Annotated in this window: 24 protein-coding genes and 1 pseudogene; 5 read left to right on the top strand and 20 right to left on the bottom strand. The window is 46.7% G+C overall.

The annotated features are described in order from the left end of the window. Positions 1 to 129 precede the first annotated feature (129 nt). From L3V45_RS04650 to L3V45_RS04625, 6 genes are all read right to left on the bottom strand, one after another. Entirely contained in the window at positions 130 to 705 is a 576-nt protein-coding gene (locus L3V45_RS04650) for a glycerol-3-phosphate responsive antiterminator (protein ID WP_003155344.1), read from the bottom strand. 16 nt (positions 706 to 721) lie between these two features. After that, positions 722 to 2,074 carry an aspartate aminotransferase family protein gene (locus L3V45_RS04645; RefSeq protein WP_095315274.1) on the bottom strand — a complete coding sequence of 451 codons (1,353 nt, stop codon included), beginning with the start codon at positions 2,072 to 2,074 and terminating at the stop codon, positions 722 to 724. A gap of 242 nt (positions 2,075 to 2,316) precedes the next feature. Beyond that, positions 2,317 to 3,855, bottom strand: a complete 1,539-nt coding sequence (locus tag L3V45_RS04640; RefSeq protein WP_003155346.1) for a bifunctional GNAT family N-acetyltransferase/carbon-nitrogen hydrolase family protein — start codon at positions 3,853 to 3,855, stop codon at positions 2,317 to 2,319. After that, a complete protein-coding gene (locus L3V45_RS04635; RefSeq protein ID WP_003155347.1) occupies positions 3,848 to 4,537 on the bottom strand; it encodes an HAD family hydrolase in 690 nt (229 codons plus the stop codon). The genes L3V45_RS04640 and L3V45_RS04635 overlap by 8 nt, the downstream gene beginning before the upstream one ends. Positions 4,538 to 4,664: 127 nt before the next feature. After that, on the bottom strand, positions 4,665 to 5,087 hold the full coding sequence (locus L3V45_RS04630; protein ID WP_003155348.1) for a CBS domain-containing protein: 423 nt from the start codon (positions 5,085 to 5,087) through the stop codon (positions 4,665 to 4,667). A gap of 130 nt (positions 5,088 to 5,217) precedes the next feature. Beyond that, positions 5,218 to 5,613, bottom strand: a complete 396-nt coding sequence (locus L3V45_RS04625; RefSeq protein ID WP_007408448.1) for a DUF5365 family protein — start codon at positions 5,611 to 5,613, stop codon at positions 5,218 to 5,220. A 109-nt stretch (positions 5,614 to 5,722) separates the two neighbouring features. Between L3V45_RS04625 and L3V45_RS04620 the strand changes: the two genes are divergently transcribed. Beyond that, the gene (locus L3V45_RS04620) at positions 5,723 to 6,631 is read left to right on the top strand and encodes an RluA family pseudouridine synthase (RefSeq protein ID WP_003155350.1); all 909 of its coding nucleotides are present in this window, start codon (positions 5,723 to 5,725) and stop codon (positions 6,629 to 6,631) included. Here L3V45_RS04620 and L3V45_RS04615 read toward each other — a convergent pair. Beyond that, entirely contained in the window at positions 6,628 to 7,224 is a 597-nt protein-coding gene (locus tag L3V45_RS04615) for a class D sortase (RefSeq protein WP_236837270.1), read from the bottom strand. The genes L3V45_RS04620 and L3V45_RS04615 overlap by 4 nt on opposite strands. Next, entirely contained in the window at positions 7,221 to 9,275 is a 2,055-nt protein-coding gene (locus L3V45_RS04610) for a 5'-nucleotidase C-terminal domain-containing protein (protein WP_210602080.1), read from the bottom strand. Before L3V45_RS04610 ends, L3V45_RS04615 begins: the two co-directional genes overlap by 4 nt. Before the next feature lie 192 nt (positions 9,276 to 9,467). Between L3V45_RS04610 and L3V45_RS04605 the strand changes: the two genes are divergently transcribed. Beyond that, positions 9,468 to 10,133 (top strand): spore coat protein, encoded by a 666-nt coding sequence (locus L3V45_RS04605; RefSeq protein WP_014304688.1) that lies wholly within the window; start codon positions 9,468 to 9,470, stop codon positions 10,131 to 10,133. Here the strand turns inward: L3V45_RS04605 and L3V45_RS04600 are convergent. Both L3V45_RS04600 and L3V45_RS04595 read right to left on the bottom strand, forming a co-directional pair. After that, positions 10,093 to 11,037 (bottom strand): hypothetical protein, encoded by a 945-nt coding sequence (locus L3V45_RS04600; protein WP_048368082.1) that lies wholly within the window; start codon positions 11,035 to 11,037, stop codon positions 10,093 to 10,095. The genes L3V45_RS04605 and L3V45_RS04600 overlap by 41 nt on opposite strands. 120 nt (positions 11,038 to 11,157) lie before the next feature. Continuing rightward, on the bottom strand, positions 11,158 to 11,697 hold the full coding sequence (locus tag L3V45_RS04595; RefSeq protein ID WP_003155362.1) for a YhcN/YlaJ family sporulation lipoprotein: 540 nt from the start codon (positions 11,695 to 11,697) through the stop codon (positions 11,158 to 11,160). Between the two features lie 144 nt (positions 11,698 to 11,841). Here L3V45_RS04595 and L3V45_RS04590 point away from each other — a divergent pair, with 144 nt between their 5' ends. Continuing rightward, a complete protein-coding gene (locus tag L3V45_RS04590) occupies positions 11,842 to 12,321 on the top strand; it encodes a hypothetical protein (RefSeq protein ID WP_236837269.1) in 480 nt (159 codons plus the stop codon). 68 nt (positions 12,322 to 12,389) lie between these two features. Here L3V45_RS04590 and L3V45_RS04585 read toward each other — a convergent pair whose 3' ends face one another. Further along, a complete protein-coding gene (locus L3V45_RS04585) occupies positions 12,390 to 13,781 on the bottom strand; it encodes an L-cystine transporter (RefSeq protein ID WP_003155366.1) in 1,392 nt (463 codons plus the stop codon). Between the two features lie 151 nt (positions 13,782 to 13,932). Between L3V45_RS04585 and L3V45_RS04580 the strand changes: the two genes are divergently transcribed. Continuing rightward, positions 13,933 to 15,012, top strand: coding sequence for a GGDEF domain-containing protein (locus tag L3V45_RS04580; protein ID WP_003155367.1), 1,080 nt, complete (start codon positions 13,933 to 13,935; stop codon positions 15,010 to 15,012). A gap of 16 nt (positions 15,013 to 15,028) precedes the next feature. Here the strand turns inward: L3V45_RS04580 and L3V45_RS04575 are convergent, their stop codons facing one another. Beyond that, the gene (locus L3V45_RS04575; RefSeq protein WP_003155368.1) at positions 15,029 to 15,859 is read right to left on the bottom strand and encodes a MetQ/NlpA family ABC transporter substrate-binding protein; all 831 of its coding nucleotides are present in this window, start codon (positions 15,857 to 15,859) and stop codon (positions 15,029 to 15,031) included. A gap of 381 nt (positions 15,860 to 16,240) precedes the next feature. Here L3V45_RS04575 and cspB point away from each other — a divergent pair, with 381 nt between their 5' ends. Continuing rightward, positions 16,241 to 16,441 (top strand): cold shock-like protein CspB, encoded by a 201-nt coding sequence (gene cspB / locus L3V45_RS04570; RefSeq protein ID WP_003155376.1) that lies wholly within the window; start codon positions 16,241 to 16,243, stop codon positions 16,439 to 16,441. Positions 16,442 to 16,531: 90 nt separating this feature from the next. Here cspB and L3V45_RS04565 read toward each other — a convergent pair whose 3' ends face one another. The 8 genes and pseudogenes from L3V45_RS04565 to yhbH form a co-directional block, all read right to left on the bottom strand. After that, complete coding sequence (locus L3V45_RS04565) at positions 16,532 to 17,479, bottom strand: ABC transporter permease (protein ID WP_003155377.1); 948 nt, start codon at positions 17,477 to 17,479, stop codon at positions 16,532 to 16,534. Continuing rightward, positions 17,472 to 17,897: pseudogene (locus L3V45_RS04560) on the bottom strand (bacitracin ABC transporter ATP-binding protein); the annotation flags it as partial. The pseudogene L3V45_RS04560 and the gene L3V45_RS04565, both read right to left, overlap by 8 nt. 55 nt (positions 17,898 to 17,952) lie before the next feature. Beyond that, the gene (locus L3V45_RS04555; RefSeq protein WP_003155385.1) at positions 17,953 to 18,324 is read right to left on the bottom strand and encodes a hypothetical protein; all 372 of its coding nucleotides are present in this window, start codon (positions 18,322 to 18,324) and stop codon (positions 17,953 to 17,955) included. Positions 18,325 to 18,336: 12 nt separating this feature from the next. Beyond that, positions 18,337 to 18,870, bottom strand: coding sequence for an NAD(P)H-dependent oxidoreductase (locus L3V45_RS04550; RefSeq protein WP_003155386.1), 534 nt, complete (start codon positions 18,868 to 18,870; stop codon positions 18,337 to 18,339). Between the two features lie 24 nt (positions 18,871 to 18,894). Beyond that, positions 18,895 to 20,490 (bottom strand): MFS transporter, encoded by a 1,596-nt coding sequence (locus L3V45_RS04545; protein WP_003155387.1) that lies wholly within the window; start codon positions 20,488 to 20,490, stop codon positions 18,895 to 18,897. A gap of 40 nt (positions 20,491 to 20,530) precedes the next feature. Then, positions 20,531 to 21,196, bottom strand: a complete 666-nt coding sequence (locus tag L3V45_RS04540; RefSeq protein WP_007610259.1) for an HlyD family secretion protein — start codon at positions 21,194 to 21,196, stop codon at positions 20,531 to 20,533. A 36-nt stretch (positions 21,197 to 21,232) separates the two neighbouring features. Further along, complete coding sequence (locus L3V45_RS04535; protein ID WP_003155389.1) at positions 21,233 to 21,697, bottom strand: MarR family transcriptional regulator; 465 nt, start codon at positions 21,695 to 21,697, stop codon at positions 21,233 to 21,235. A gap of 186 nt (positions 21,698 to 21,883) precedes the next feature. Then, positions 21,884 to 23,062, bottom strand: coding sequence for a sporulation protein YhbH (gene yhbH, locus L3V45_RS04530; protein WP_014417268.1), 1,179 nt, complete (start codon positions 23,060 to 23,062; stop codon positions 21,884 to 21,886). Positions 23,063 to 23,215 lie beyond the last annotated feature (153 nt).

Here is a 23,215-nt window from a genome sequence, read left to right as displayed (position 1 = left end):
ATAGAGAATAAAAAACCCACAACAAACCGCTTTACGCTTTATTGCTTCCGTAAAGAGCTGTTGTGGGTCTCCGGGTCTCCATCACATAGTATTAACCTAGGTCTATTGTAACAATGGGTGTAAGCGGTGTCAATCTTTTTTTGTCATAGAATGTTCATATTTAGCCCATAGTTCGGTGTCTGAAGTCGTCACGGCCGTGGCTCCTGCCTGCAAGGCGTTTTCAACGTCCTGCTCCGTGCGGATGAAGCCGCCGGCAAAAATCGGAATCCCCGTCATTTCTTTAATTTCTCTGATTAAAGTCGGAACGATGCCCGGGAGAACCTCGATAAAGTCAGGCTTATGCTTTCCGACGAATTCCATGCTTTTTTCCATGGCGCTCGTATCCAAGAGAAACAGACGCTGGATCGCGTATATTTTCTTTTGTTTCGCTTTGACGATGACGGCGGATCTCGTCGAAATGATGCCCGCGGGCCGGATGTCCTGACAAATGAACTCCGCACCGTATTCGTCATGCTTAATGCCGTGAATTAAATCGACGTGAACCATCAGAAGTTTTCCGTGTTTTTTCGCTTCATTCACGACACCTTTTAATTGACCGAGGTGGATATCTAAAATGACGCCGTATAAGAACGGACTCTCTAAAAATGCATCGAATTGCTTCATGTTCCGGATAGCCGGTAGAATCTTCTGGTTGTGAAAACTCATGTTTTACTCCTTTACTTTAAAAATCAATGCTCAGCACGCTTTCCTTGACGGTCGAAATGATGAAAGAGAGCTCCTCGTCGGACAGGCAAAAAGGCGGAGACAGCTGAATGACATTATTATATCCCGCTACAGTATCACCATTTTTCCCGACAAGCAGGCCTTTTTCTCTGCACGCGGTGATGACGTGCTGCACAAGAGCGGCATCAGCGGGTTCCTTCGTGATTTTGTCCTTGACGAGCTCAATGCCGGCAAGAAGGCCTTTGCCCCGTACATCGCCGACCGCCGGATGTTCTTTGAGCGGCTCAAGCTCACGGAGCAGCCGTTCTCCAAGCTCCCGGGAGCGGGCGATCAGATTTTCGTCCTCCATCAATTGCAGGTTTTTCAAAGCAAGGGCGCAGGCTGCCGGATTGCCTCCGAATGTATTCACGTGCCGGAAGCGGCCGTACGGCTCAGCGTCCGAATACGCCTCAAAAATCTCCCGTTTTACTGCCGTTGCCGACAGCGGCAGATAAGCGCTCGTAATGCCTTTTGCCATTGTGACGATGTCCGGTGAAACGCCGTAATGCTGAAATCCGAACGGCTCTCCCGTGCGGCCGAAACCGCAAATGACTTCATCACTGATCAGAAGCGCGCCGTGGCGGCGGCAAATGTCCTCTACCTTTGCCATATACCCGTCCGGGGGCATCAGTATCCCTCCGCCTGTAATAATCGGTTCCATAATAACGCCGGCAATCGTTTCGCTTAACTCCCACGTCATGATCCGGTCGATTTCATGCGCGCTTTCCAATGTGACGGCATCGCCGGGATTCCGATAAAGATCAGGCGGCGCCGCGTGCAAAAAACCTTGTGAGAGCGGCTCATATTTATATTTTCTCTGCGCCTGGCCGGTAGCGGCGAGCGCCCCCATCGTATTGCCGTGATAGCCTCTGTACCGGGAGATGAATTTGAAGCGGCTGTGATCGCCGTTTTCAATGTGGTATTGGCGGGCAATTTTGAACGCGGTTTCATTTGCTTCCGATCCGCTGTTGGAAAAGAAGATTACATAATCGCCGCCGAGCCATTCATTCAGTTTTTCCGCAAGCTCAATCGCGGGTTGATGGCTTTGGGTCAGCGGATAATAAGGAAGCTCCTTCAATTGGCTGTAAGCCGCATCGGCAAGCTCCTTTCTCCCGTATCCGATATTGACGCACCACAAACCTGACATGCCGTCCAAATACCGTCTGCCGTCAATGTCCGTAACCCAGGCGCCTTCCCCTTTTTGGACGATTATGCTGTCATCCGGCTCCGCCCCTTTCATCGCGTGCCAAATCAGCTCTTTATCCTTTTGTTTGAGTGACTGATTTTTTTGTACATGTTCCACACCGCTCATCTCCCTTTCAATATCATTGCACTGTATCGAAAGCTGCCCGGCTTCTGACGCCGATTCTCATGGTGAAGTTTTCCTCTTAATAAGAATATAAAGGCGCGGCATGGGCGAGTCAATAAAGCGGCGGCAATTAAAAAAACGCTTTCTCCCAGAAAGCGAAAGGGCTACAAGAGCATATCCCGAAACCGGGGCCGGTGCAAGTGTTTTTATAAAAAAACCCGCCCTTAAGCGGAGCGGGCGTTTTTTTATTTCAGATGCGTAATCCGGTAAATGTCTTTGCGCCGGTCTTTCAGCTGGCGCACGGTTCCGTTTTCACGCTGCCTTCTTAAGATTTCAAGGTCCACGTCCCCGATCACGACCATTTCGATATTCGGATTCGTTTCACCGACGATTCCGTCTCTGGCGAATTCAAAATCAGACGGAGCAAAAATGGCTGACTGCGCGTATTGAATATCCATATTTTCTGTTTGCGGCAGGTTTCCGACCGTACCTGAGATGACGGTGTAAATTTGGTTTTCAACCGCTCTCGCCTGAGAGCAGTACCTTACGCGCAAATAGCCTTGGCGGTCTTCAGTGCAGAACGGCGTAAAGATAATTTTCGCCCCTTGATCCGCGGCAATTCTCGCAAGCTCCGGAAATTCGATATCGTAACAGATCTGAATGGCGATCTTTCCGCAGTCCGTATCAAATACGCGCACCCTGTCTCCGGCGCTGATGCCCCACCATTTCCGCTCATTCGGCGTAATGTGAAGCTTATATTGTTTTTCAATCGTGCCGTCACGTCTGAATAAGTAGGCGATGTTATAAATTTTCCCCTCTTCTTCAACGAAGTGGGAGCCGCCGATAATGTTCACATTATATTTCACCGCGAGATCTGTAAAGAGGCTGATATAGTCCTCGGTATATTCGGTAATCCTCTGAATGGCCAGACTCGGAGAACGCTCTTCGAGAAATGACATGAGCTGCGTCGTGAAAATCTCCGGAAATACCGCGAAATCAGATCTCGCATCTGAAGCCACATCGACATAATATTCAACCTGATTGGCAAATTCCTCGAAAGAATAAATCTTTTTCATCTCATATTGAATGACGCAGATGCGCACCGGAAATGCCGATTTGTAATAGCGCTTTGACTGCGGCAGATAATCGACATTGTTCCATTCCATTAATGTCGCATATTTAATGGACGCGGTGTCATCCGGGAGATAATTCGGATTGATCCGCATGAGCGTAAATCCGTTCATCAGCTGGAAAGAAAGCACCGGGTCATAAATCTGATGGCGCGTCACCTGTTCGACATAGGCTCTCGCCGTCATTTCTTCCGCATACTTATGATAATTCGGAATCCGCCCGCCGATAATGATGCTTTTCAGATTCAATCGTCTCGCCAAGTCTTTTCTCGCCTCATACAGCCGGTGTCCGATTTTCATCCGCCTGTATTCCGGGTGAACCATTACCTCAATCCCGTACAGATTCAATCCGTCCGGGTTGTGGTTCGTGATATAACCGTCGTCTGTAATGTCCTGCCACGTGTGGCGGTCATCATATTCATCGAAATTGATGATCAGGCTTGAGCATGAACCGATAATTTCCCCTTCATACTCGGCGCAAAACTGACCTTCCGGAAAGTGCGCGAGATGGCTGATTAAATGCTCAGGCTCCCACGGCTCCATCCCCGGAAAACAATCCTTTTGCAGCTCAATAATTTTGTTGATATCTTTCTCTTCCATATTCCGTATGACCATTTTCTTTTCAAAACGGGTCAGATCAAGTTTCTCAGACAATGCTGCTTCCCCCTGCCGGTTCGTTTTGATCGTTCAATCGCTGTAAGAGTAATTCAAGTTCCATTTCCGCCATCGATTCCAGTCTGTGATCGTATTCTTCAAATAACAGGGCGCTCGTTACCTTATTCGGCACGATGACACATTTCATGCCGGCGCGTTTGGCTGCGATTGAGCCGTTGACCGAATCCTCAAAGGCAAGACATTCAGAAGGTTCAACGCCTAAATGTTCCGCAGCTTTCAGATAGAGCTCCGGATTGGGCTTCACTTCTTCTACGTCGTCAGCCGTCTGAATCACTTCAAATTCATCAAACAGGCCTAATTCCTTCAGATGGCCCGACACCCATTTAAAATCTGAGCTGGAAGCGAGCCCCACCTTCAACCCTAATTCTTTTGCCGCGGCTAAATAAGCCTCCACTCCGGGACGTGCCGTTTCCGTCTTCATCCGCTGTTCGAAGCGCCCGCGCCTGATCGCCGTCAGTTCATCATGATCGAGCTTTCTTCCCAGCTGCTCCTCTAAATATGCGAACGGCTTAAACCCCGCCGCCGTTCCGATCACCTTTCCCCAGACGGATAAAGGCAATGTTGAACCGTGTTCCTCAAACATTTCCTGCAGCACTTCATATTCATGGGTTTCTGTATCTAAAATTAACCCGTCAAAATCAAAGATTAATGCTTTTATCAATGGTTACAGCTCCTTTAGCTAAACGTACTGACCTATGTATACACTATACCGTGAATTTCTTTTGCATTCAAAATGTAACATTCTCACGGAAAGAAGAGCCTGCATGAGTGCAAGCTCTCTTCATCCGTTACTGTGTGTTTTGACTGGAAATATTGGAAAGAGCCGCTCCCGCAGACTCATTTGAACGCTGATCGACCGCTAAGTCTCCAAGCGCAACGATCCCGACCAGATGATTTTGATCGACAATGGGAAGGCGGCGGATTTGGTGTTGGGCCATCAGATGTGACGCCTCTTCAAGACTCATTTCCGGGTTTCCGGATACAACTTGAGAAGACATCACGTGTGAAACAGGTGTTTGGCCGTCGCGGCCTTGAGCCGTTGTTCTCAATGCGATATCACGGTCTGTCAGCATTCCTTTTAATTCCCCTCCGTCAACGACGGGAATTGCTCCGACATTATGCTGGTGCATCAGCGCAGCCGCTTCCTGGATCGTTTGGTTGGGAGAAACGGTAGCCACGTGGGTAGTCATTGATTGTTTGATTGAACTCATTGTAAAGCACCCCTTTCGCATTTTATTATGCTCGGGGATTTGACTCATTATAAAGGGAGTTAGAGGAAAGAAATTGTGGTATCATGTCAAGGAAGCAAAAAAGAGCCTGTCAAAAGGCTCTTTATACCCGTCAGATCAGCCTTCTGTGACCGCAGGCTTCTGATCCGGCCCCTGTCTCGAAATCATCATAGGTAAAGGGAAAATTCATTCCGCATTCATTCAGCAAAGCGCAATTTTTATCAAACAGCGCCCGCTCTTTGACGTCATATACGGGGTGCGGCTTTGACAGCATGATATGTACCGTTTGCAGACAAGCCATAATTTGAAACGCTTCTTTTAAAGTTCCTTGGTAACGTTGGTTTTGTAATGACAATACGCCCCTTTTTTTAAAGCGCTGAATTTCCAGTTCGGAGAAATAAAGAGGAAAGACATTTTGAAACAATTCAGAGGAAAGCTCTTGTATCGCGCTTTCTTGTCCGTCAGTCGCTGCGTTCACAATTCTCACATCAATCACCTTTCTTGCCATGTGAATATCCTTAATCTTTATCAAGAATAGCATAGAAAAAAACGCGAAAGCTAAGGTAAGTGTTTCCTATTGAAACAGCCGCTTTCCGCTTGAAAAGGAGCTTTATGATATGAAACAAAATGACCGCGGTCTGGAACTCCTGATTACGGAAAAACACGCCGGACAATGGCTGTTTTCAGTCCTGAAATCTGAATTCCAGGCGTCAAAACCCGTGATAACGGAATGGATGAACCAAAAAAGTATTCAGGTGAATCGGACATCCCCGAAAAACAACATCATACTGAAAACCGGAGACCGCTTATTCATTGATCTTCAGGAAAAAACGGGTTCTTCGGTAATTCCTGAATACGGAGAGCCGGACATTTTATTTGAGGACAGTCATATGCTGATTGCAAATAAGCCGGCGGGAATGCCGACTCATCCAAATGAAGAGGGTCAGACCGGAACCCTCAGCAACCTGATCGCTTACCATTTTCAAATCAACGGCGAACAGGCGAAAGTGCGCCACGTTCACCGTCTTGACCGTGACACGTCAGGCGCGGTCGTTTTCGCGAAACACCGCCTGGCCCATGCAATCCTTGACCGTCAGCTCGAAACCAAAACATTAAAACGCACCTATATCGCCGCGGCGGAAGGAAAAGTCACGCCGAAAAAAGGCACGGTTGACTCGCCGATCGGCCGCGACAGGTCACATTCCGTCAGACGGCGCGTCTCACCCGGCGGACAAGCCGCCGTCACCCATTACAAAGTGAAGGGCTATCATCCCGGTGCGCAGCTTACATTGGCAGAGCTTGAACTGGAAACCGGGAGAACACATCAAATCAGGGTGCATATGGCAAGCATCGGCCATCCGTTGGCGGGCGATGACCTGTACGGCGGAAGCAGGGCGCTGTTTCACAGGCAGGCGCTTCACGCCAAAAAAGTCAGTGTCGTCCATCCGATCTCAGGAGAAGAAATCGTTGCCGAGGCGCCGATGCCGGCTGATCTTGCTCATTTTACCGAAACGTATTTTTCTTAAACCGGGTCGGCATATATAATATATCGTTTCGGCGCATTTCCAATGTAAGAAAACGGATAGCAAGTGGTCAGGATCAGTTCCTCCCGCTTGTGTTGAAGGGTGATGACAGACGTATCATCCCGGCTGACGATTTTTGTACGGCTGATTTTATAAGAAAACGTGCCGTAAGACAAAATCACGTTCAGTCTGTCTCCTTTTTTCAGTTCGCCGGTCCGGCGGAACACCGTGTCCCTGTGGCCGGATAACACAATTTGGCCGTGATCGCCAGGATAATAGCTGTCCTTATAATGTCCGACGCCTTTTGCTAAATCATCTGCGTCAGTCCCTTCGACGATCGGGAGCTCAGCGTCAATTTCAGGGATTTCTAAAATGCCGCTTGCCTCACCCGTTTCGGGGTGAAATTCTTTTTTGAGCTGTGCCTGCACAGCGCTTTTTGTTTCGTTCTTTTCCAAGACAGGTTCTGTTGCTTTTTTTGCTTCTTCAAGCGATTGGTTCGTTTTCATATGTGAATCAATGATCTTCCAGCTTCCGTAACATGTGATGATAACACCTGCGATGATGACGAGAAGCGGAATATGTTTCAGTTTGTTCATCGTGTGCGGGTTCCCCTTTTCTTTCTGAAAAGCCAATATACGCCGGCACCCGTGATCACCAGGCCGGCCAATGCCGTCTGATGGCTGCCCGCTGAAGTATCAGGCAATGGGCGGCCTTTTTGTGTGCCGCTTTCAGTCTGTTCTGTGCTTTGTTCCGAATCTGCGGCAGACGCCGTACGGGATTCGGGAATTGACTGCACTGTATCAGATGCTGCTTCTTTTACGACAGGACGTTTAGGTTTTTTGGTTTGATCAGGCTGTTCTGCTGCATCCGGTTTTTTAGCGGGTTTTTCCGTTTGAGGTTTTTCTCCTTTATCAGGCCCGGTGCTGCCCGGTGTTTCCCCGCTTCCCGGCTGATTGCCGGTGTCATCAGGTGTTTCGGCGGCTGATGCCGTGCGGATGCGGCCGTCGGTTTGATAAGAAATCGGTGCGGAAAAGCTTTTGACATAGTCTACTGTCGCTTCCAAATCCTCAGGCCCCGTCACCGGATTCTTGCCGAGTTTCCCGATCGGACCGTATTTTGCCCCCGCTGCCGTCGCCATAAATTGATTGACTGTTACTGTATATCCTTTTTCGGGCTGTATGTCTGTACCGTCCGCCATTTTCACATCCGCCGCTTGTCCGGTTTCCGGGTTCCATGTATAGGAAAATCCGCTGATGCTGTAATCCGGTCCGTACACCGGAGAAATTTGCGCGTTGATGATCTCCCGCAAATCTTTTCCTTTGATTTCAAGCTTCGTCAGCACATTGCCGAACGGCTGTACATTATAAAGATCTCCCCATGTGATCGGCCCTTTTTTTATGCCGTCCCGGATGCCTCCCCCATTCATAAGCGCAAAATCGGATTTCATCTTCGCTTTCATACCGTCGGCAATCAGATTTCCGAGCGCCGTGTCGCCGTCATTTGAATACCCGCCCGTTATATCATGGGCCGCTTCCCCGACCGCTTCGCTGATAATCGGTTTCACTTTCTCTTCATATTTGCTTAATATGCCTGCCGCATCCGGATCAGGCTTGATTTTACTTTGATCGATATATTGGATTTCCGCTGATTTTTTCACGATATCCTTCGACTCTTTATCTAGTTCGAGATCGGCGATTCCGATTGCTTTTCCGTATTCAAATGCCTGCACGATCAGCTTGCCGTTGATTTCTCCGTTTACGACTTTATGATTGTGCGCGGCGAAAATCACGTCAATCTCTGAGTCTGTTCCGCTTGCAAGCTTTGCGGATTCTCCCGTGATGGCTGAGCCATTTTGTTCAGCAGACATATGGGCGAGCACGGCGATTGCTTTAATTCCTTTTTTCTTCAGGTCTGCGGCGGCGTCATTGACGGCCTTTACCTCATCCGTAAACGTAATATTTTTAATTCCGTCCGGGATGACCATGCCTGCCGCCGATCTGGTTACAACCCCGATAAATGCGACCGGAATTCCGGAAACGTATTTGATTTCATACGGCGGCAGAAAGGACTCCCCTGACTTCAATTTACAGTTGGCGCAGACGAGCGGGAAATCTTGGCCGTCATAACCGCTTGTCCCCTTACCGTCCGGATGATCTCCTCCATTGATGATCCGTTTAAGCTCATTCGTTCCTTCATCGAATTCGTGATTGCCGACAGTTCCGACATCAAAACCGATGTCTTCCATCAATTCTACTGTCGGTTCATCCTGAAAAAGGGCTGACACGGGAGAGCTGCCCCCGATCATATCGCCCGCATGCACGACAAAGGCGTGTTCTTTCTCGGCTTTCGCCTTTTTAATGTACGCGGTGGCGTAGTCCATCCGTCCGAAAGTGCCATCCGGTTTACCGTCTCCGTTAAGGTCAAGCTCATATTGCTGATCAATTTTTCCGTGCAGATCATTCATGCTGATGATTCTGAGCGGGATACGGCCGGAGTCTTCAGTCTGCCGTTCTTTATACGCTTTATCCGTTCCAGCTTCATTCAGTGATCCGGCTTGTCCGATTGCTTCCGCATCTTTCACGCTGAACATCATAAAACAAACCGTCAGCAAACAGCACGAAAGACGCAAACCCCTTTTTTTCTTCATTCATTTCCCCCCTGTCTTCTAAGAAATACGTTAGCTTATTTTCTTAAAAATCACATCACTTTTTTGTAAAGATTGTCTTCGCTGGCGCAAAATAGTAAATAATCCCCACGTAACGAAATAAGTCTTGATGTATAACGGATCGGCTTTTTTCACATCTTAAATGTGATTTGACATGAAGGAGGAAAACAACCAGTGGAACAGCAGCAGAATCAGCAGCAGCCGCCAGTAAATCAGGGGATTCCGGGTTCACCGCAAGTGAATCACGGAGGACATGAGCTTTTCGATATGCATGAAGTGCTGGCCGGAACAGTCGGCGTTTTGGATCAATTTATGATGCTCAGACAGTTTATACAGGATCAGCAGCTGGCCGACATTCTTGACCGCCAGTATCAATTCATTCTCGGACTCTATAATCTGACGGCAGAATGCTTTAAGACCGGCCAAAAGCCTTCTCAGGAAACGTCGACATATATGATGGAGGAACAGAACCAGGCCGTCTACGGTATAAAACCGACTCAGCCGAAAAAACCGAATCAATCATTAAATGATGTCAAAGATCTCGGAATAAGCGGCCATATGCTCGGCCTGATTAAAGCTCAAGCTTCTCTCTTGACGATGAGCTCGCTTGAAATGACCAATCCTGTCACAAGAAGAGTGCTCTCCGCCCAAATTCAGCAATATGTCGAAATGGCGTATGAAATCTTCTTATACCAAAACAAACACGGTTATTATCAGGTTCCTCAGCTCAATGCACAAGATATGCAGACCATGCTGAATTCATTTGCGCCGGCGCAGGGACAGCCGCAAATGCCTCCGATTAAAGGACAAATGGGACAGCAGCAGCAAAACCTCCATTAATGAAAAAAACGGCGTTGGAAACCTGACTCTCCAATGCCGTTTTCTTTTTTTCATATGCTTTTGTGAAATCATGTTCAAATTGTTTCAGGCTTTCTTTCGTAGCCGCTTCAAAGCCTTTTTCAAAATCCTGTGTTTCGGCGGTTTTATTGATAATGGTTAAGATAATGCCTTCTCCGAATGTTTCGGTTAAATCCTTTATCATATAGAAACTTTGCAAATAAACATCCGTTTCATATTCCATACGCGATTTCTGCCATTTTCGGTCGGTCGTTAATTGATCAAACGGCACGACGGAAAATTCAATCGGATCAATGACCACATCATAATGCGCAACCCACTCGCTCAGCCCCTCATGAAACCAAAGCGGAAATACAGACGTATCCGTCCCCAATTGGCGTGTTTTTTGATGAAATGCGTAGTGTGTATATTCATGTATAATCAATTGCTTATACATGAAAACGGCCAGCTCATCTTTTTTCAAAAGCTTTTTTTTCTCTTCTGGCAAAAGCCCCATCATCTGCTCCTGCTCTGAATAAAAACCGACTACATTTTTCAATCCTGAGTATTGCTCCATTTCAGCTTCATCCGAAAAGAAAATGAGTTCAAGAGGCGCCGCTCCTTTATAGCCGACAATGATTTGGTTGATACGCTTTGCGTGGTCCAGCGTAAGCTTGGTCAGATCCAAGAGCGGCTTTTCATCCGCCGTATAGTAAATCGCTGTATGTTTGTAAATTTCTTTATTCATGTGTTCAGTCACTTGTTCCTTCGTCGGAACAGAGCGGCTGTTTTGGCCTGACAGGACGTACATCATACTTACTGAAACGGCTGAACTGACAGCCAATATGACAAGGACTCCGCACAGGATCAGAGTGAATGCCGCCCGTTTCCCCATGCCGTCACGCAAACAAGCTCCCCTCCCCGATCCTTTAATTTTCATCTCATTCTTTACTTTATGCTCAGAAGCGCTGGGTCGTGACGGCAGATAAAATAAAAAAGCCGCAGCAAATGCGGCTTTTCCATTCATTTATTTATTGGGGTTTGGGAATACACGCTGCACCATTTGGCCGAATTCATCAAACAGTCCGGATACCGGGTGGCCGTTTTGGATTCGTTTTCCGTAGCCTTGCATACGTTCAACGAAGTCCGGGTTTGCTGATACATATACAGTCCGGACATGTTTATCGGCTGATTTCACCTTATCGGTAATCTTATTTTTCAAATGGTTGGCGATGGCGCCTTTTTGTCCGTTTGTCAGAACAACGGCTACATAAGCGCTGTTTCCGGCAACGATCACAGTCGCATTTTTAACTTCTTTTAAATCAGTCACCTTGTCGGCGGCTTTATCAGCCACTCTCAGGTTACGGTTGTCATTGTGATCGGTGTTTTGGTTATGACGGTTCACTGTATTCATATTTGTCGCACCGTCGTTAGGTGTGTTGCGGTAATTTACATTCTGGGTGCGGTTGTCATTTCGTTTTCCTTCTCCCTGGTTCCCCATACTGCACCCTGCGGTAATCAGCATCGGCAGAAGAAGGGCAGAAATAACTGCTTGTTTTTTTATCATGTGAATTCCTCCTTTCTCACTTTACGTATAGGTTTTTCTATTCGGCGGGATTTATGCACGCCGTTTGCATTCTGAGCGGTTTGGATAAATATCAGAAGGATAGGGAAAGGTAAGCGTAATCAATTGAATGAGGAGGGATTTAACTTGTTCAGACAAAAAAGCGGCATCAGCCCGACAGCGCTGCTGATCGGATCATCGATTCTGATTGCAGCTTTATCACCCGAAATCCGTCGGAAAATCTCCGGAATGGTTTCAGGCCGAATGCAGCATAAAGATGGTACACACTCCATGCAGCCTGCTGACCTGATTCAACAGGCTTTCAGCGGGGAATCCGGCGGACAGCAGCACACGGACAAACCACGGCATTCACAAACAGGCTCCGTGCAGCCTGCCGAGCTGATCAAACAGGCTTTCGGCGGGGAATCCGGCGGACAGCAGCATGAGCAGACTTCCCGCAATCACTCCGGCTCATCCCATACGGACGGACAGGCAGACCGCAGTAAAGAAACTTCGCCGAAGCCTCACTATACCGAGCCGATTCACTTCGAAGAAAGCGCGGTAAATGTTTTAAATGACAGCACCGTGATGAATATGCTGGAAGAAATTGAACCCGGAAATCATTAGAAACGAAAAAAATCCTTCATTCGTTCAACGATGAAGGATTTTTCGTTTTAGCGCTATCTGCTTTTTTATTAAGCTTCTTCAGCTTCAATGACGATTGAGGAATCATTGTACACCGCGGTATCGGTTTCCTTCGTCATTTTACTTGTTAACAGCCCTGCGGTCATACTGCCGCTGACATTTAAGGCGGTACGCCCCATGTCAATTAACGGCTCAATTGAAATGAGCAGCCCGGCAAGCGCGACAGGCATGTTCAAAGCGGATAGGACGAGCAGAGCCGCAAATGTCGCGCCGCCCCCCACGCCTGCTACACCGAATGAACTGATTGCCACGATGGCGATGACGGAGATGATAAATCCCGGTTCAAACGGGTTTTGCCCTACTGTCGGCGCAATCATCATCGCGAGCATCGCCGGGTAAATGCCGGCACAGCCGTTTTGACCGATCGATAAACCGAATGAACCGGCGAAGTTCGCAATTCCTTCAGGGACGCCCATGCTTTTTTGCGTTTTAATATTAAGCGGCAAAGCCCCTGCGCTTGAACGGGACGTAAACGCAAACACCATGACAGGAAATGCTTTTTTCACGTATGTGATCGGATTTAAACCGCTGAACGTAATCAGCAGCAGGTGAATGATAAACATGACGATAAGCGCGGCGTATGAAGCGATCACAAACATCCCCAGTTTCGCAATGCTGTCGATGTCGCTTGTCGCGATCGTCTTTGTCATAATCGCCAATACCCCGTAAGGCGTCAATCTTAAAATTAACGTCACGACACGCATAATAATCGCGTATACCGCATCGACAATTCCGCTGAACGTCGCAGCGTGCTCCGGCTGCTTCCGTTTCACGCCCAGAAAAGCGATGCCGAGGAAAGCGGCGAAAATAACGACTCCGATGGTGGAAGTCGGTCTGGCTCCCGTGAAATCAAGAAACGGATTTCCCGGCAGAAGCTCAACGATTTGCTGAGGCAGCGTTTTGGCCGTCATATCCTCAGATTTTTGCTGCAGCTCCTGGCCTCTTGATAACTCGGTGCTTCCCTGGTCGATATGGACGGCTTTCAGATCAAAAGAAAGCGCCGAAACAATTCCGACTGCCGCGGCAATTGCTGTCGTGGCGATCAAAATTCCGATGATCAGTCCGCTGATTTTCCCGATGTTATGGGTCAGTTTCAGCTTCGTAAATGCGCCGAGAATAGAAATAAAGACTAGCGGCATGACGATCATCTGAAGCAATTTGACATAACCGCCGCCGGCGATATTAAACCAATCGGCCGTTTGTGTCACGATATGTGATGCCGGCCCGTAAATCAATTGCAGTGCAAAACCGAATACAATGCCTAGTCCGAGCGCGGTAAAGACACGTTTAGAAAAGGAAACGTGTTTTTTTTGCATGACAAACAGACCTGCTATAAGCAAAAGCATAATAAAAACATGTAAGACTACAAATAAATTCTCCAAAACAGGTAAACACTCCCTTGCTCATTATCCTTTAACACTATATTATATCAATTCCGATCGGTCAAGTAAGGATTGACAATATATGTATTTTAATTGATTTTTCTCTTTTCTTTCCACCCTTTCTCTAGTAACTTATATAAGGGTGATTGTTATGCTGAAGGAACTGTTTCTTAATTTAACGATTTTAATCACATTTAATTATCTGTTCACCCTTCTTTTTAAAGAGTCGCTTTCGTATAAAGAAGACCGTCCGATGTTTCAATTACTGAAGGGGACGGTCTGCGGGCTTTTAGGGGTTTTTCTGATTGCTTTCGGCTTTTCTTACTCCGATTCCATCATTGATCTCAGAAATATCCCCATTATCATCGCCGCTCTTTACGGAGGCTGGGTGTCTACGGCAGCCGCCTTTGCGATTATCGTCGCAGGCCGTATCCTGATCAATTTCAATGCAAGCGCCATTTTTTCCATCGCCGCCGTCGGGGTTATTGCGATACTTTCTGCGGCCGTCCTCAGAGGAAAAAAGCCGGATCATAAAATGGCGTTCGTTATGCTGCTTTTTTCAAATGTTATTTTCACCTTGACGCTGCTGTTTCTTATGCCTGAACAGCCTGCCGGGGCCCTCGTTTATTATTGGCTCATTTCCATCTTGGGCGGAATGCTGTCACTGTATATCATCAAACACGAAGCCGATGCCCGCGTTTTGTTCAAGCAATACAAGTTTCAAGCGAATTATGATTTTCTGACGGGAATTTTTAATAAGAGAAAATTCGAGGAAGTCTCGCGCGTTCTGTACGATCGGACGTCTCAATCCCCCTCGTCTCAGCTCGCGCTTATTTATTTGGATATTGATCACTTTAAGCAGATCAATGATCAATACGGCCATTATGAAGGGGACCAAGTGCTGAAGGAACTGGGGGCGCGCCTGAGGTTCTTACTCAGCAGTTCTCATACGTCAGCCCGCATCGGCGGGGAAGAATTTGCCGTGCTTATGCCCAATTGCACGTATACAAAAGGGCTTCACCTCGCAGAGGAAATCAGGCACACGATTGACGCGAACCCGATTCTGCTGACGAGCGGAGATACAATTCCCGTGACCGTTTCCCTCGGCATCGCGCATTATCCGACAAATACACCGGACCCTCAGACATTGCCCCTGATCGCGGACCGGATGCTGTACAAAGCGAAAACATCAGGGCGCAATCAAGTGTGCAGCACTGAAAAAAAAGAATGATCGCCCGAAGAGGAAATCATTCTTTCTTTTCAGTGAGAAAGCCGCCCCTCAGGAAAACGGGAATCAGGCTGCCCTCATATTCTTTTTCAATCAACGCCGCGGTATCATCTGATTGATACAAAGACAGGAGTTTTTGCATCCGTTCATCATCTTTATCCTCAGCTCTGACGGCGATCAGATGAATATACGCTTCCTTCATTTGCGCCGATCGGATCAGCGCGTCCTTCTCCGCATGAAATCCTGCTTTTTTCGCCTCGCTTTGACTGAGAACTGCTGCGTCAGCATGTTCCGCCGCCTGATAGGCGTTCTTTTTTGTTTCCGTTTTTAAGGTCAGATGCTTCGGGTTGTCCTTGATCATATCCGTTGAACCCGTACCGGTGAATCCCTTTTTCAATGTAATCAGTCCGGCCTCCTGCATGAGAAAAAGCGCCCTGCCGAAGGCCGCCGCTTCATCAGGCACGGCAATGACCGCTCCGTCCGGTATATCCTTCAGCCGTTTATGTTGCTTGGAATACACCCCCAGCGATGCCGCATATGTCGTTCCTAAAGGAGCCAGCTTCTTTTTCACGTGAGGCGGCAAAGATTTAAAATTAGTAACGGATTGAAACGCATTGGCGTCGAGATCCCCGCCGGCAAGTGCCAAATCGGCCTCAGCATAATCCGAAAACGTTACCAAAGAAAGCTGCAATCCTTCCTCACCGGCTTTTTTCGCGACAAACTCCCAGATCGATTGATCAGATTCATTGATTCCGATAGTAATGGTCCGGTTCCCGTCAGGATAATCGCATGAAGTAAGTGACATGATCAAAATGAAAAGAAACAGACTGTTTATAAGCCGCAGATTCAAGTTGACCTACTCCCTATCTATTTTTATGTACAGAAGCTGCACCATGGTATTCGGGCTCATGATTACATACAATACCGATTAAAAAAAGGGTTGTCAATTGCTTCCTTAAGAGGTTGCAAAGCGGTTTTTATCAGCTGCAAATGGGCTGTTCTGGTCTCAAATCAGATTTCCGTATCAGAGCGTTTTCCTCTTAAAACATGTTATTTCGAAAAAAGTTACATTTAGCAGTTGTTTTTTCTTCGGATTACTGGTAGAGTAAAGGTAATTATTTTTGTTCGAACTATCTTTAAGAAGAAAGTTTTGTAAGAGTTTTCGTCTTGGAAGTTTGTTTTAGAGCAAGAATAGTGAATTTAAGCGTTTGTCGCTTTAGGAGGAAATTTCATGTTAGAAGGTAAAGTAAAATGGTTCAACTCTGAAAAAGGATTCGGATTCATCGAAGTAGAAGGTCAAGACGATGTATTCGTTCACTTCTCTGCTATTCAAGGCGAAGGCTTCAAAACTTTAGAAGAAGGCCAATCTGTTTCTTTCGAAATCGTTGAAGGAAACCGCGGACCACAAGCTGCTAACGTAACAAAAGCATAAATTGTTTAAAAAACCTGCCGGTGTACGCCGGCAGGTTTTTTTCATCTAAAACGAAAAGCTGTTTTGCAAAGGCAAAACAGCTTTTTTATATCAGGTGGCAATATCCCGTTTTAAGAAGACGCCGAATGCAAGCGCCAGAAAAATAACGAAGTAAATCACAAGCATCACAACCGAAAATGTCATCGTCATCCCCTCTACTAAAGGAGTCCCGTTCATATATTGCGACAAATCCGTGTTCGCAAATAAAATATATTTAGTCCATTCAAATTTCGCAGCAAGAAATACCGTCGCCGTGTTCCCCATAACCAATAGAAAAATAGAAAATCCGACCGCTAATGAGCTGTTCCGGAATACCGCAGACAGCATAAATGCCATCGTCGCAAGCATAAAAGCGGAGACAGATTCATAGACATATGTTTTAGCGAGGAAAGCGATGATATTTTGCTCAAAAACATGGCCGTCTTTGTATACGAGATGAACATCAGCCGCAGTATCTCCGCCTGTACCGAAAAAGACCAATCCCAACAGAGCGGAGCCGGCAAATAAAATCACAAGCATCAGCAGTCCGAACAGCAGCACTGTCATATATTTAGAAAGCAAAATCTGAAAACGGCTGAGCGGACGGATGGCCAGCAGCTTGATCGTCCCCCAGTTGAACTCATTCGCCACGATGCCTGCGGCAATGATAATCGTAAACAGCCCGGTCAAAACAGTCATCATCGAAGAATCAGCTACGTATGACCACACTGTGTACCCTGTATCCTCGGGGATGTTATGATCCATACGGTATTGATTTATCGCGACATTCTGTTTCAGGTTATCAATGAGCGTCTGATTTCCGGTTTCCTTCATCTGCTGTTTCATTTCTTTGTTTTCAGCCTGGAGCTCCTGTTTCCAATTCGGATTGGCTTCGCTCGAGGTGAAATGGTTTGACAGAAGCGCAAAACCGATCATCGAAACGCCTAAAATCACAATCATAGCCCACGTGCCGACGCGGCTGAAAATTTTAATCCATTCATTATAGATCAGCTTAAACATATTGAACCTCCTCTTTCGTCCCGCCGGTAATTTCCAAGAAACGGTCTTCCAAAGATTTTGTCATGATTTTCACTTCATATAAGCGGATGTTTTCACGGACGAGCAGTGATATCACATCAGGCACTTCCTGTTTGGACAGCTGGATCTCAATGCCGTTTGTCTTCTTCACACAGTCAAACTGACTCAAAACGGCAAGAGCCTCTTCTCTTTGTTCAATATGGAAGAAGTATGTATCTTTATCCTCTTTTCCTTCATCCCTTACTTTTTGAATATCGACAAGCTCTCCTTTTTGCAGAATGCCGATTCGATCGCACATTAGCTCCATTTCTGACAGAAGATGGCTTGAGACGATGACAGCCATTCCTTTTTCACGTGTCAGCTTTTTCAGATGGTCCCTGATTTCTCTGATGCCGGCGGGCAGTATCTTCAATAAAAAAAGGCAAATCCGCTCTTGCGCGGATTTGCCTTTTCAATTACTTCTTTTTGTTTTTTAAGGAGAGCAGCGCATCACGATAGCTGCTATCCTGCATTTTGCCGCCGCTATCAGGATCGTTTGGTTCCTGATCCGTCTCAGAAGTCTTAAACTTCTGAAGCGCCTGACGGTACACATCATCGCCCATTGTATTCTTTTTCTCACGGGGAGATTCAGATTTTACAACGACGGGAGCATGCTCGGCTGAGCGCTCCTCGGCCGGATCATGCTTTTCCGGCTGTTCGGCTGTAGTGCCGATCGCTTCTCTCTTTTCTTCTTTGACATCCTGTCCTGCAGAAGTGCTGCGGACATTGAATGTGATAAGAAGTGCAATCACAATGACAGCAGCAATAACCGCTATAATAATGGCCATATAACCCTCTCCTTACTGTCGTCCGGCAGTTAGATTACCAGTGACCTGGCTGACACGTCTGCCAAGCGCACGGCCTAATTGAAGGCCTTCTTCCGTCATCAGCACATCGCTGTCAACCGGGCATGTGACGCCCGCGCCGTAGTAAGAGCCGTACAGCGCGTTTTCAGGAACGTTGCCGGGAAGACCGACAACAATCATGCCTTGGTGAAACATAGGAGTGATCAGATTGTGCATGGTCATTTCTAATCCGCCGTGTGTTGTCGCCGTCGTACAGAATACAGCGCCGACTTTATCAATCAGCTCGCCTTCAGCCCACAGATAGCCGAGCCTGTCGATCCACGCTTTTAAGCCTGAACTGATGGTACCAAAGTGACCCGGGCATCCCCAGATAATGGCATCCATGTCTTTCAGCTTGCGGATGTCTGCTTGATCGACATGGTCGATCAGGACTTCAGCCTCAGCGTTTTCTCGTGCGCCTTCGGCAATGGCTTCAGCAAGATGTTTTGTGTGTTCGCCTTCACTATCGTACACTACGTAAATTTTCATTCAGGAAACCTCCCATTCAGATGATTAAGATTCCTTCACTTCTTTAGGGGCCGGAAGCAATGACAGCTCCTCTTTTTTCTTCGCCCGCTGTTTGTCTTTCCGCACGTCACGCAAGAACAGGCTCAGGACTACGCCGATAACCGCAAAGATCGTCGCCCACATAAACGCGTCATTAATCCCCATAACGTTGGAATTGAGTGAAGCTGTTTTGTAGAGATATGAATAAACGGTTTGTTTCGCCGCATCAAGCGACATGTTCATGTTGACCATTAAATTCGAAACCGCGCTTTGGAACGACTGCATGAAGCTTGGATCAGCCGTGCTTGTTTTATCCGCAATCTGCGAATAATGCATTGTCGTACGGTTCGTATAAATCGTTGTGATCAAACTTGTTCCGATTGATCCGCTGATCTGGCGGAGCGTGTTGCTCATCGCCGTGCCGTGGCTGTTCAACCGTGCCGGAAGCTGGTTCATTCCGGCTGTCATAACAGGCATCATTAACAGTGACATACCGAATGCGCGGATGGCATAGACAAGCATGATGTGCGTGTAAGGTGTGTCAATTGTCAATTTTGTGTACTGGAATGTCGTTGCGACCGTGATGACCAGCCCGATAATCGCAAGCGGTCTCGGACCGATTTTGTCAAACAGAATACCGGAAATCGGCGACATGATCAGCATGACAATCGCGCCCGGCAATAGCAAGAGACCCGATTGCAGCGCCGTAAAGCCGACTAAGTTCTGCAGGTAAATCGGAAGCAGGAACATTCCTGTGTAAAGCGCAACGGTAATAATGATATTAATGACACTGGAAAGTGAGAAAATATCATATTTAAATACCCGGAAGTCAAGCATCGGTTTTTCAGAGCGCAATTGCTGAATGACAAACGCGGCAATCGCGATGACACCGACAATGACGGTAGACAGCACGATCGGATCTCCCCAGCCGTCGCTGCCCGCTTCACTGACTCCGTAAAGCAATGAGGCGAATCCGACAATAGATAGAATCGCACCCAAGCTGTCGAGTTTGATTTTTTGCGGTTCCACCAAGTTCTTAAAGAGGAAAAACGCTATGATAATAACGATTGCCCCGATCGGAACAAGGCCGTAGAACATAATGCGCCATGTGTAATGCTCGATGATCCAGCCGGATAAAGTCGGTCCGACCGCCGGAGCAAACATCATCGCAAGACCGAAAATCCCCATTCCTTTCCCCCTGCTTTCAGGCGGGAAAATAAGCAGAATGGTTGTCATGACCAGCGGCTGCAGGATACCGCCGCCGACCGCCTGAATTAACCGGCCGATCAGCATGGTTGAGAAGTTAGGCGCGATTCCGCAGACTAACGTTCCCGCTGTAAAACAGAACATGGCTACGAGAAAGAGGCTTCTCTGTCCGAACCGGGTGATTAAGAACGCAGATAACGGAATCAAAACACCGTTGACCAGCATGTATCCGGTCGTAAGCCACTGAATCGTCGTCGCACTCACACCGAACTCGGTCATTAAGTGCGGCATCGCCACGTTAAGAAGCGTTTGGTTCAAGATCGCCAGGAATAACCCGGCCATAAGCACAATAAGCAATGTTTTAGGACTTTTTACTTGATTATCTGATTTAGCCACCTAAGACAACCTCCCTTCATGGTTTGATGACTGATCTGTATTATTCAGAGATTTTTACAGATGCGTTCATACCAGGAAGCACCTTGTCAGATGGGTTGCTGAGTGAAATTTTAACAGGAACTTTTTGCGTTACTTTAGTGTAGTTGCCGCTTGAGTTTGAAGAAGGCAGCATATCAAATGTTGAATTTGTCGCATAACCGATTTCTTCTACTGTTCCGTCAAATGTTGTATTAGGATCGCCGTCAACAATTACGTCTACTTTGTTTCCTACTTCAATGTCTCTAATGTCTGTTTCTTTAATGTTTGCAGTGATGTAAAGGTGTTTCATGTCAATTTCCTGGGCAATTGTCGTACCGGCTTGCACCATTTGGCCGTTTTTCACTTCGTTTTTCACGATTGTTCCATCCATGATGGCTTTTACGTCAGCATTTTGCTGTCCTTTAATTTTTGCAACCACGTCGTTTTTGCTTACTTCTTTCCCCTCATCAAGGTTCCAGTCAGTTACTTTACCCGCAGCAGGAGCTGTGATAGCAGCCATGTCGCCGGCAACTTTCGCTTCATCGGTTTTTACATAGTGTGTGCTTTGATAATAGTAGTAAGCACCTCCGCCTATAATTGCAAGAACAACAATCAAACCGATAATGTTGGTCAGAATTAAACGTCCTCTGTTCATTTTGTTTTCTCCTTTCGTTTCTTCCTCTATCATTTTGTGGAATGATGATAAAAATATGTGGGGATTTTTTTATTTTCCGTTTTTCACTGCACAGCCGTTTGCAAGCTTCGTTAAACTTTCCGCAAGCTTGCGCAGGTACTGCAGTTCAGCGGTATTGAGCTGCCGGTATAAGACCGCCGCTTTTTCGGCATATTGAACAGCAGCTTTCTTTAGAAGTTCTTCCCCCTCTTCGGTTAACTGAATCATAACAACACGCCGGTCGTCGTGATAGTCGCTCCGAACCATTAGGCGGCGCTTATACAGAATATCGGTCATTCTCGTGACAGACGCCGGTTTCAGATCAAGCGACAAAGCCAGCCTTGAAAGCTGCGTGCTTTTGCTCTTATGTATTTTGAACATCAGCAGATACTGCAGCACTGTAATATCAAATGGTTCAAGCACTGTCTCCAGAATCATTTTCTGCTTTTTGTAAATCGATCTGGAAGTATCAAACAGTTGTTCAAAACTGAGCAAAGCGAGCTCTGATTCAATCACCGTATTTTCACCTCATTCCCTTAATAATAGTTCACAAGATAAAATATTAATAAATGAAAGAAGGTTTGTAAAGAGAAAAGTTTCATTTTTTAAGGATTTTTTTTATGCCGTTTTTTCTCTTTATTTTTAATTTAAAAAAGCCGGGTGAAGAACCGCGGCCGCACGATTCTTCACTCGGCTTTATATTTAATACGATGCTTTGCTTATACCGGCTTCCTCATTTTTAAAAAAGCTTTTCAGCGCTTGAAATACGTCCGATTTCTGTTTCAGGATGTAGTATTTAAATTTATCATCTTTGACATTTTTATAGGCGGACATGAGGGTGGAATGCCTGTTATATTGATTGACCTCACCGTAACAGAACAGATTCGATTTTTTCATGATGTCATTGACGAGCTTTACGCACCGGGCGTTATCCGAAGTCAGGTTATCTCCGTCTGAAAAATGAAACGGATAGATGTTGTAGCGGGCGGGGTCATATTTTTCATCAATTAATTCAAGAGACTTCCGGTAAACGGAGGAACAGATGGTGCCCCCGCTCTCGCCTTTCGAGAAAAAATCTTCTTCCGACACAACCTTCGCTTCCGTATGGTGGGCGATAAATTCGATATCAACCGTTTCATACTTTGTCCGTAAAAATCGTGTCATCCAAAAAAAGAAACTCCTCGCCATATACTTTTCCCATACGCCCATCGAACCGCTTGTATCCATCATGGCTAAAACGACAGCTTTCGATTCCGGCTTCGTCACATCATTCCATGTTTTGTATTTCAGATCTTCCGGATAAATAGGGTAAAACGACGGCTTGCCTGTCATGGCGTTTCGTTTATAGGCCGACAGCATCGTCCTTTTCTTATCGATATTCCCTGTCAGCCCGGTTTTCCGGATATCATTGAACTCGATATCGGTATGGACGATATTGTCCCTTTCCTTTTGCTGCAGATTCGGCAGTTCTAATTCCTGAAACAGCGCTTCTTCCAGATCCATCAATGAAACTTCCGCTTCATAATAATCCTCGCCTGCCTGATCGCCTGCTCCCTGGCCTTTTCCGGCGCCCTGCTTTTTATCTGCGCCGTCTCTTGCGACGACATCGCCGACTTCGCTGTCGCCGTCGCCTTGGCCGACATGTTTATTTTTATCATAGTTATAACGGATTTTATATTCATCAAGCGAACGAATCGGGATTTTCACAACATCTTTTCCGTTGGACATAATAATGCTTTCCTCAGTGACAAGGTCCGGAAGGTTGTTTTTTATCGCTTCCTGCACTTTCTTTTGGTGGCGCTGCTGGTCGTCAAAGCCTTTGCGATGGAGGGACCAGTCTTCCTCTGAAATCAAAAAATTTCCGCTGTCATTACGGGACATGAATTCCCCTCCTTAACCGTTATGGTCGTTTTACATGTGTATTCCGGCTTGGTCCTGTTTATGAAACAAGTCCGGCGAAAAGATTTATTTTTATCTTATGCCGGCCGGACTCTCCAATTGACAAACAATTGCGAAAAACAGACAAAAGAACCC

Source organism: Bacillus sp. R45 (genome assembly GCF_021729365.1).
Lineage (GTDB): Bacteria > Bacillota > Bacilli > Bacillales > Bacillaceae > Bacillus > Bacillus velezensis.
Note: the sequence above shows the minus strand (reverse complement) of the source record. Positions and strands in the feature narration are given on the sequence as shown.

Bases quoted from the DNA above. Each gene is read 5' to 3' on its own strand.
- L3V45_RS04630 (WP_003155348.1), bottom strand. From the start codon at position 5,087: ATGAGTTCAATCAAACAATCAATGACTACCCACGTGGCTACCGTTTCT.
- L3V45_RS04595 (WP_003155362.1), bottom strand. From the start codon at position 11,697: ATGATAAAAAAACAAGCAGTTATTTCTGCCCTTCTTCTGCCGATGCTG.
- cspB (WP_003155376.1), top strand. From the start codon at position 16,241: ATGTTAGAAGGTAAAGTAAAATGGTTCAACTCTGAAAAAGGATTCGGA.
- L3V45_RS04645 (WP_095315274.1), bottom strand. From the start codon at position 2,074: ATGAGCGGTGTGGAACATGTACAAAAAAATCAGTCACTCAAACAAAAG.
- L3V45_RS04565 (WP_003155377.1), bottom strand. From the start codon at position 17,479: ATGTTTAAGCTGATCTATAATGAATGGATTAAAATTTTCAGCCGCGTC.
- L3V45_RS04555 (WP_003155385.1), bottom strand. From the start codon at position 18,324: ATGGCCATTATTATAGCGGTTATTGCTGCTGTCATTGTGATTGCACTT.
- L3V45_RS04615 (WP_236837270.1), bottom strand. From the start codon at position 7,224: ATGAACAAACTGAAACATATTCCGCTTCTCGTCATCATCGCAGGTGTT.
- L3V45_RS04550 (WP_003155386.1), bottom strand. From the start codon at position 18,870: ATGAAAATTTACGTAGTGTACGATAGTGAAGGCGAACACACAAAACAT.
- L3V45_RS04620 (WP_003155350.1), top strand. From the start codon at position 5,723: ATGAAACAAAATGACCGCGGTCTGGAACTCCTGATTACGGAAAAACAC.
- L3V45_RS04625 (WP_007408448.1), bottom strand. From the start codon at position 5,613: ATGGCAAGAAAGGTGATTGATGTGAGAATTGTGAACGCAGCGACTGAC.
- L3V45_RS04540 (WP_007610259.1), bottom strand. From the start codon at position 21,196: ATGATAGAGGAAGAAACGAAAGGAGAAAACAAAATGAACAGAGGACGT.
- yhbH (WP_014417268.1), bottom strand. From the start codon at position 23,062: ATGTCCCGTAATGACAGCGGAAATTTTTTGATTTCAGAGGAAGACTGG.
- L3V45_RS04610 (WP_210602080.1), bottom strand. From the start codon at position 9,275: ATGAAGAAAAAAAGGGGTTTGCGTCTTTCGTGCTGTTTGCTGACGGTT.
- L3V45_RS04650 (WP_003155344.1), bottom strand. From the start codon at position 705: ATGAGTTTTCACAACCAGAAGATTCTACCGGCTATCCGGAACATGAAG.
- L3V45_RS04580 (WP_003155367.1), top strand. From the start codon at position 13,933: ATGCTGAAGGAACTGTTTCTTAATTTAACGATTTTAATCACATTTAAT.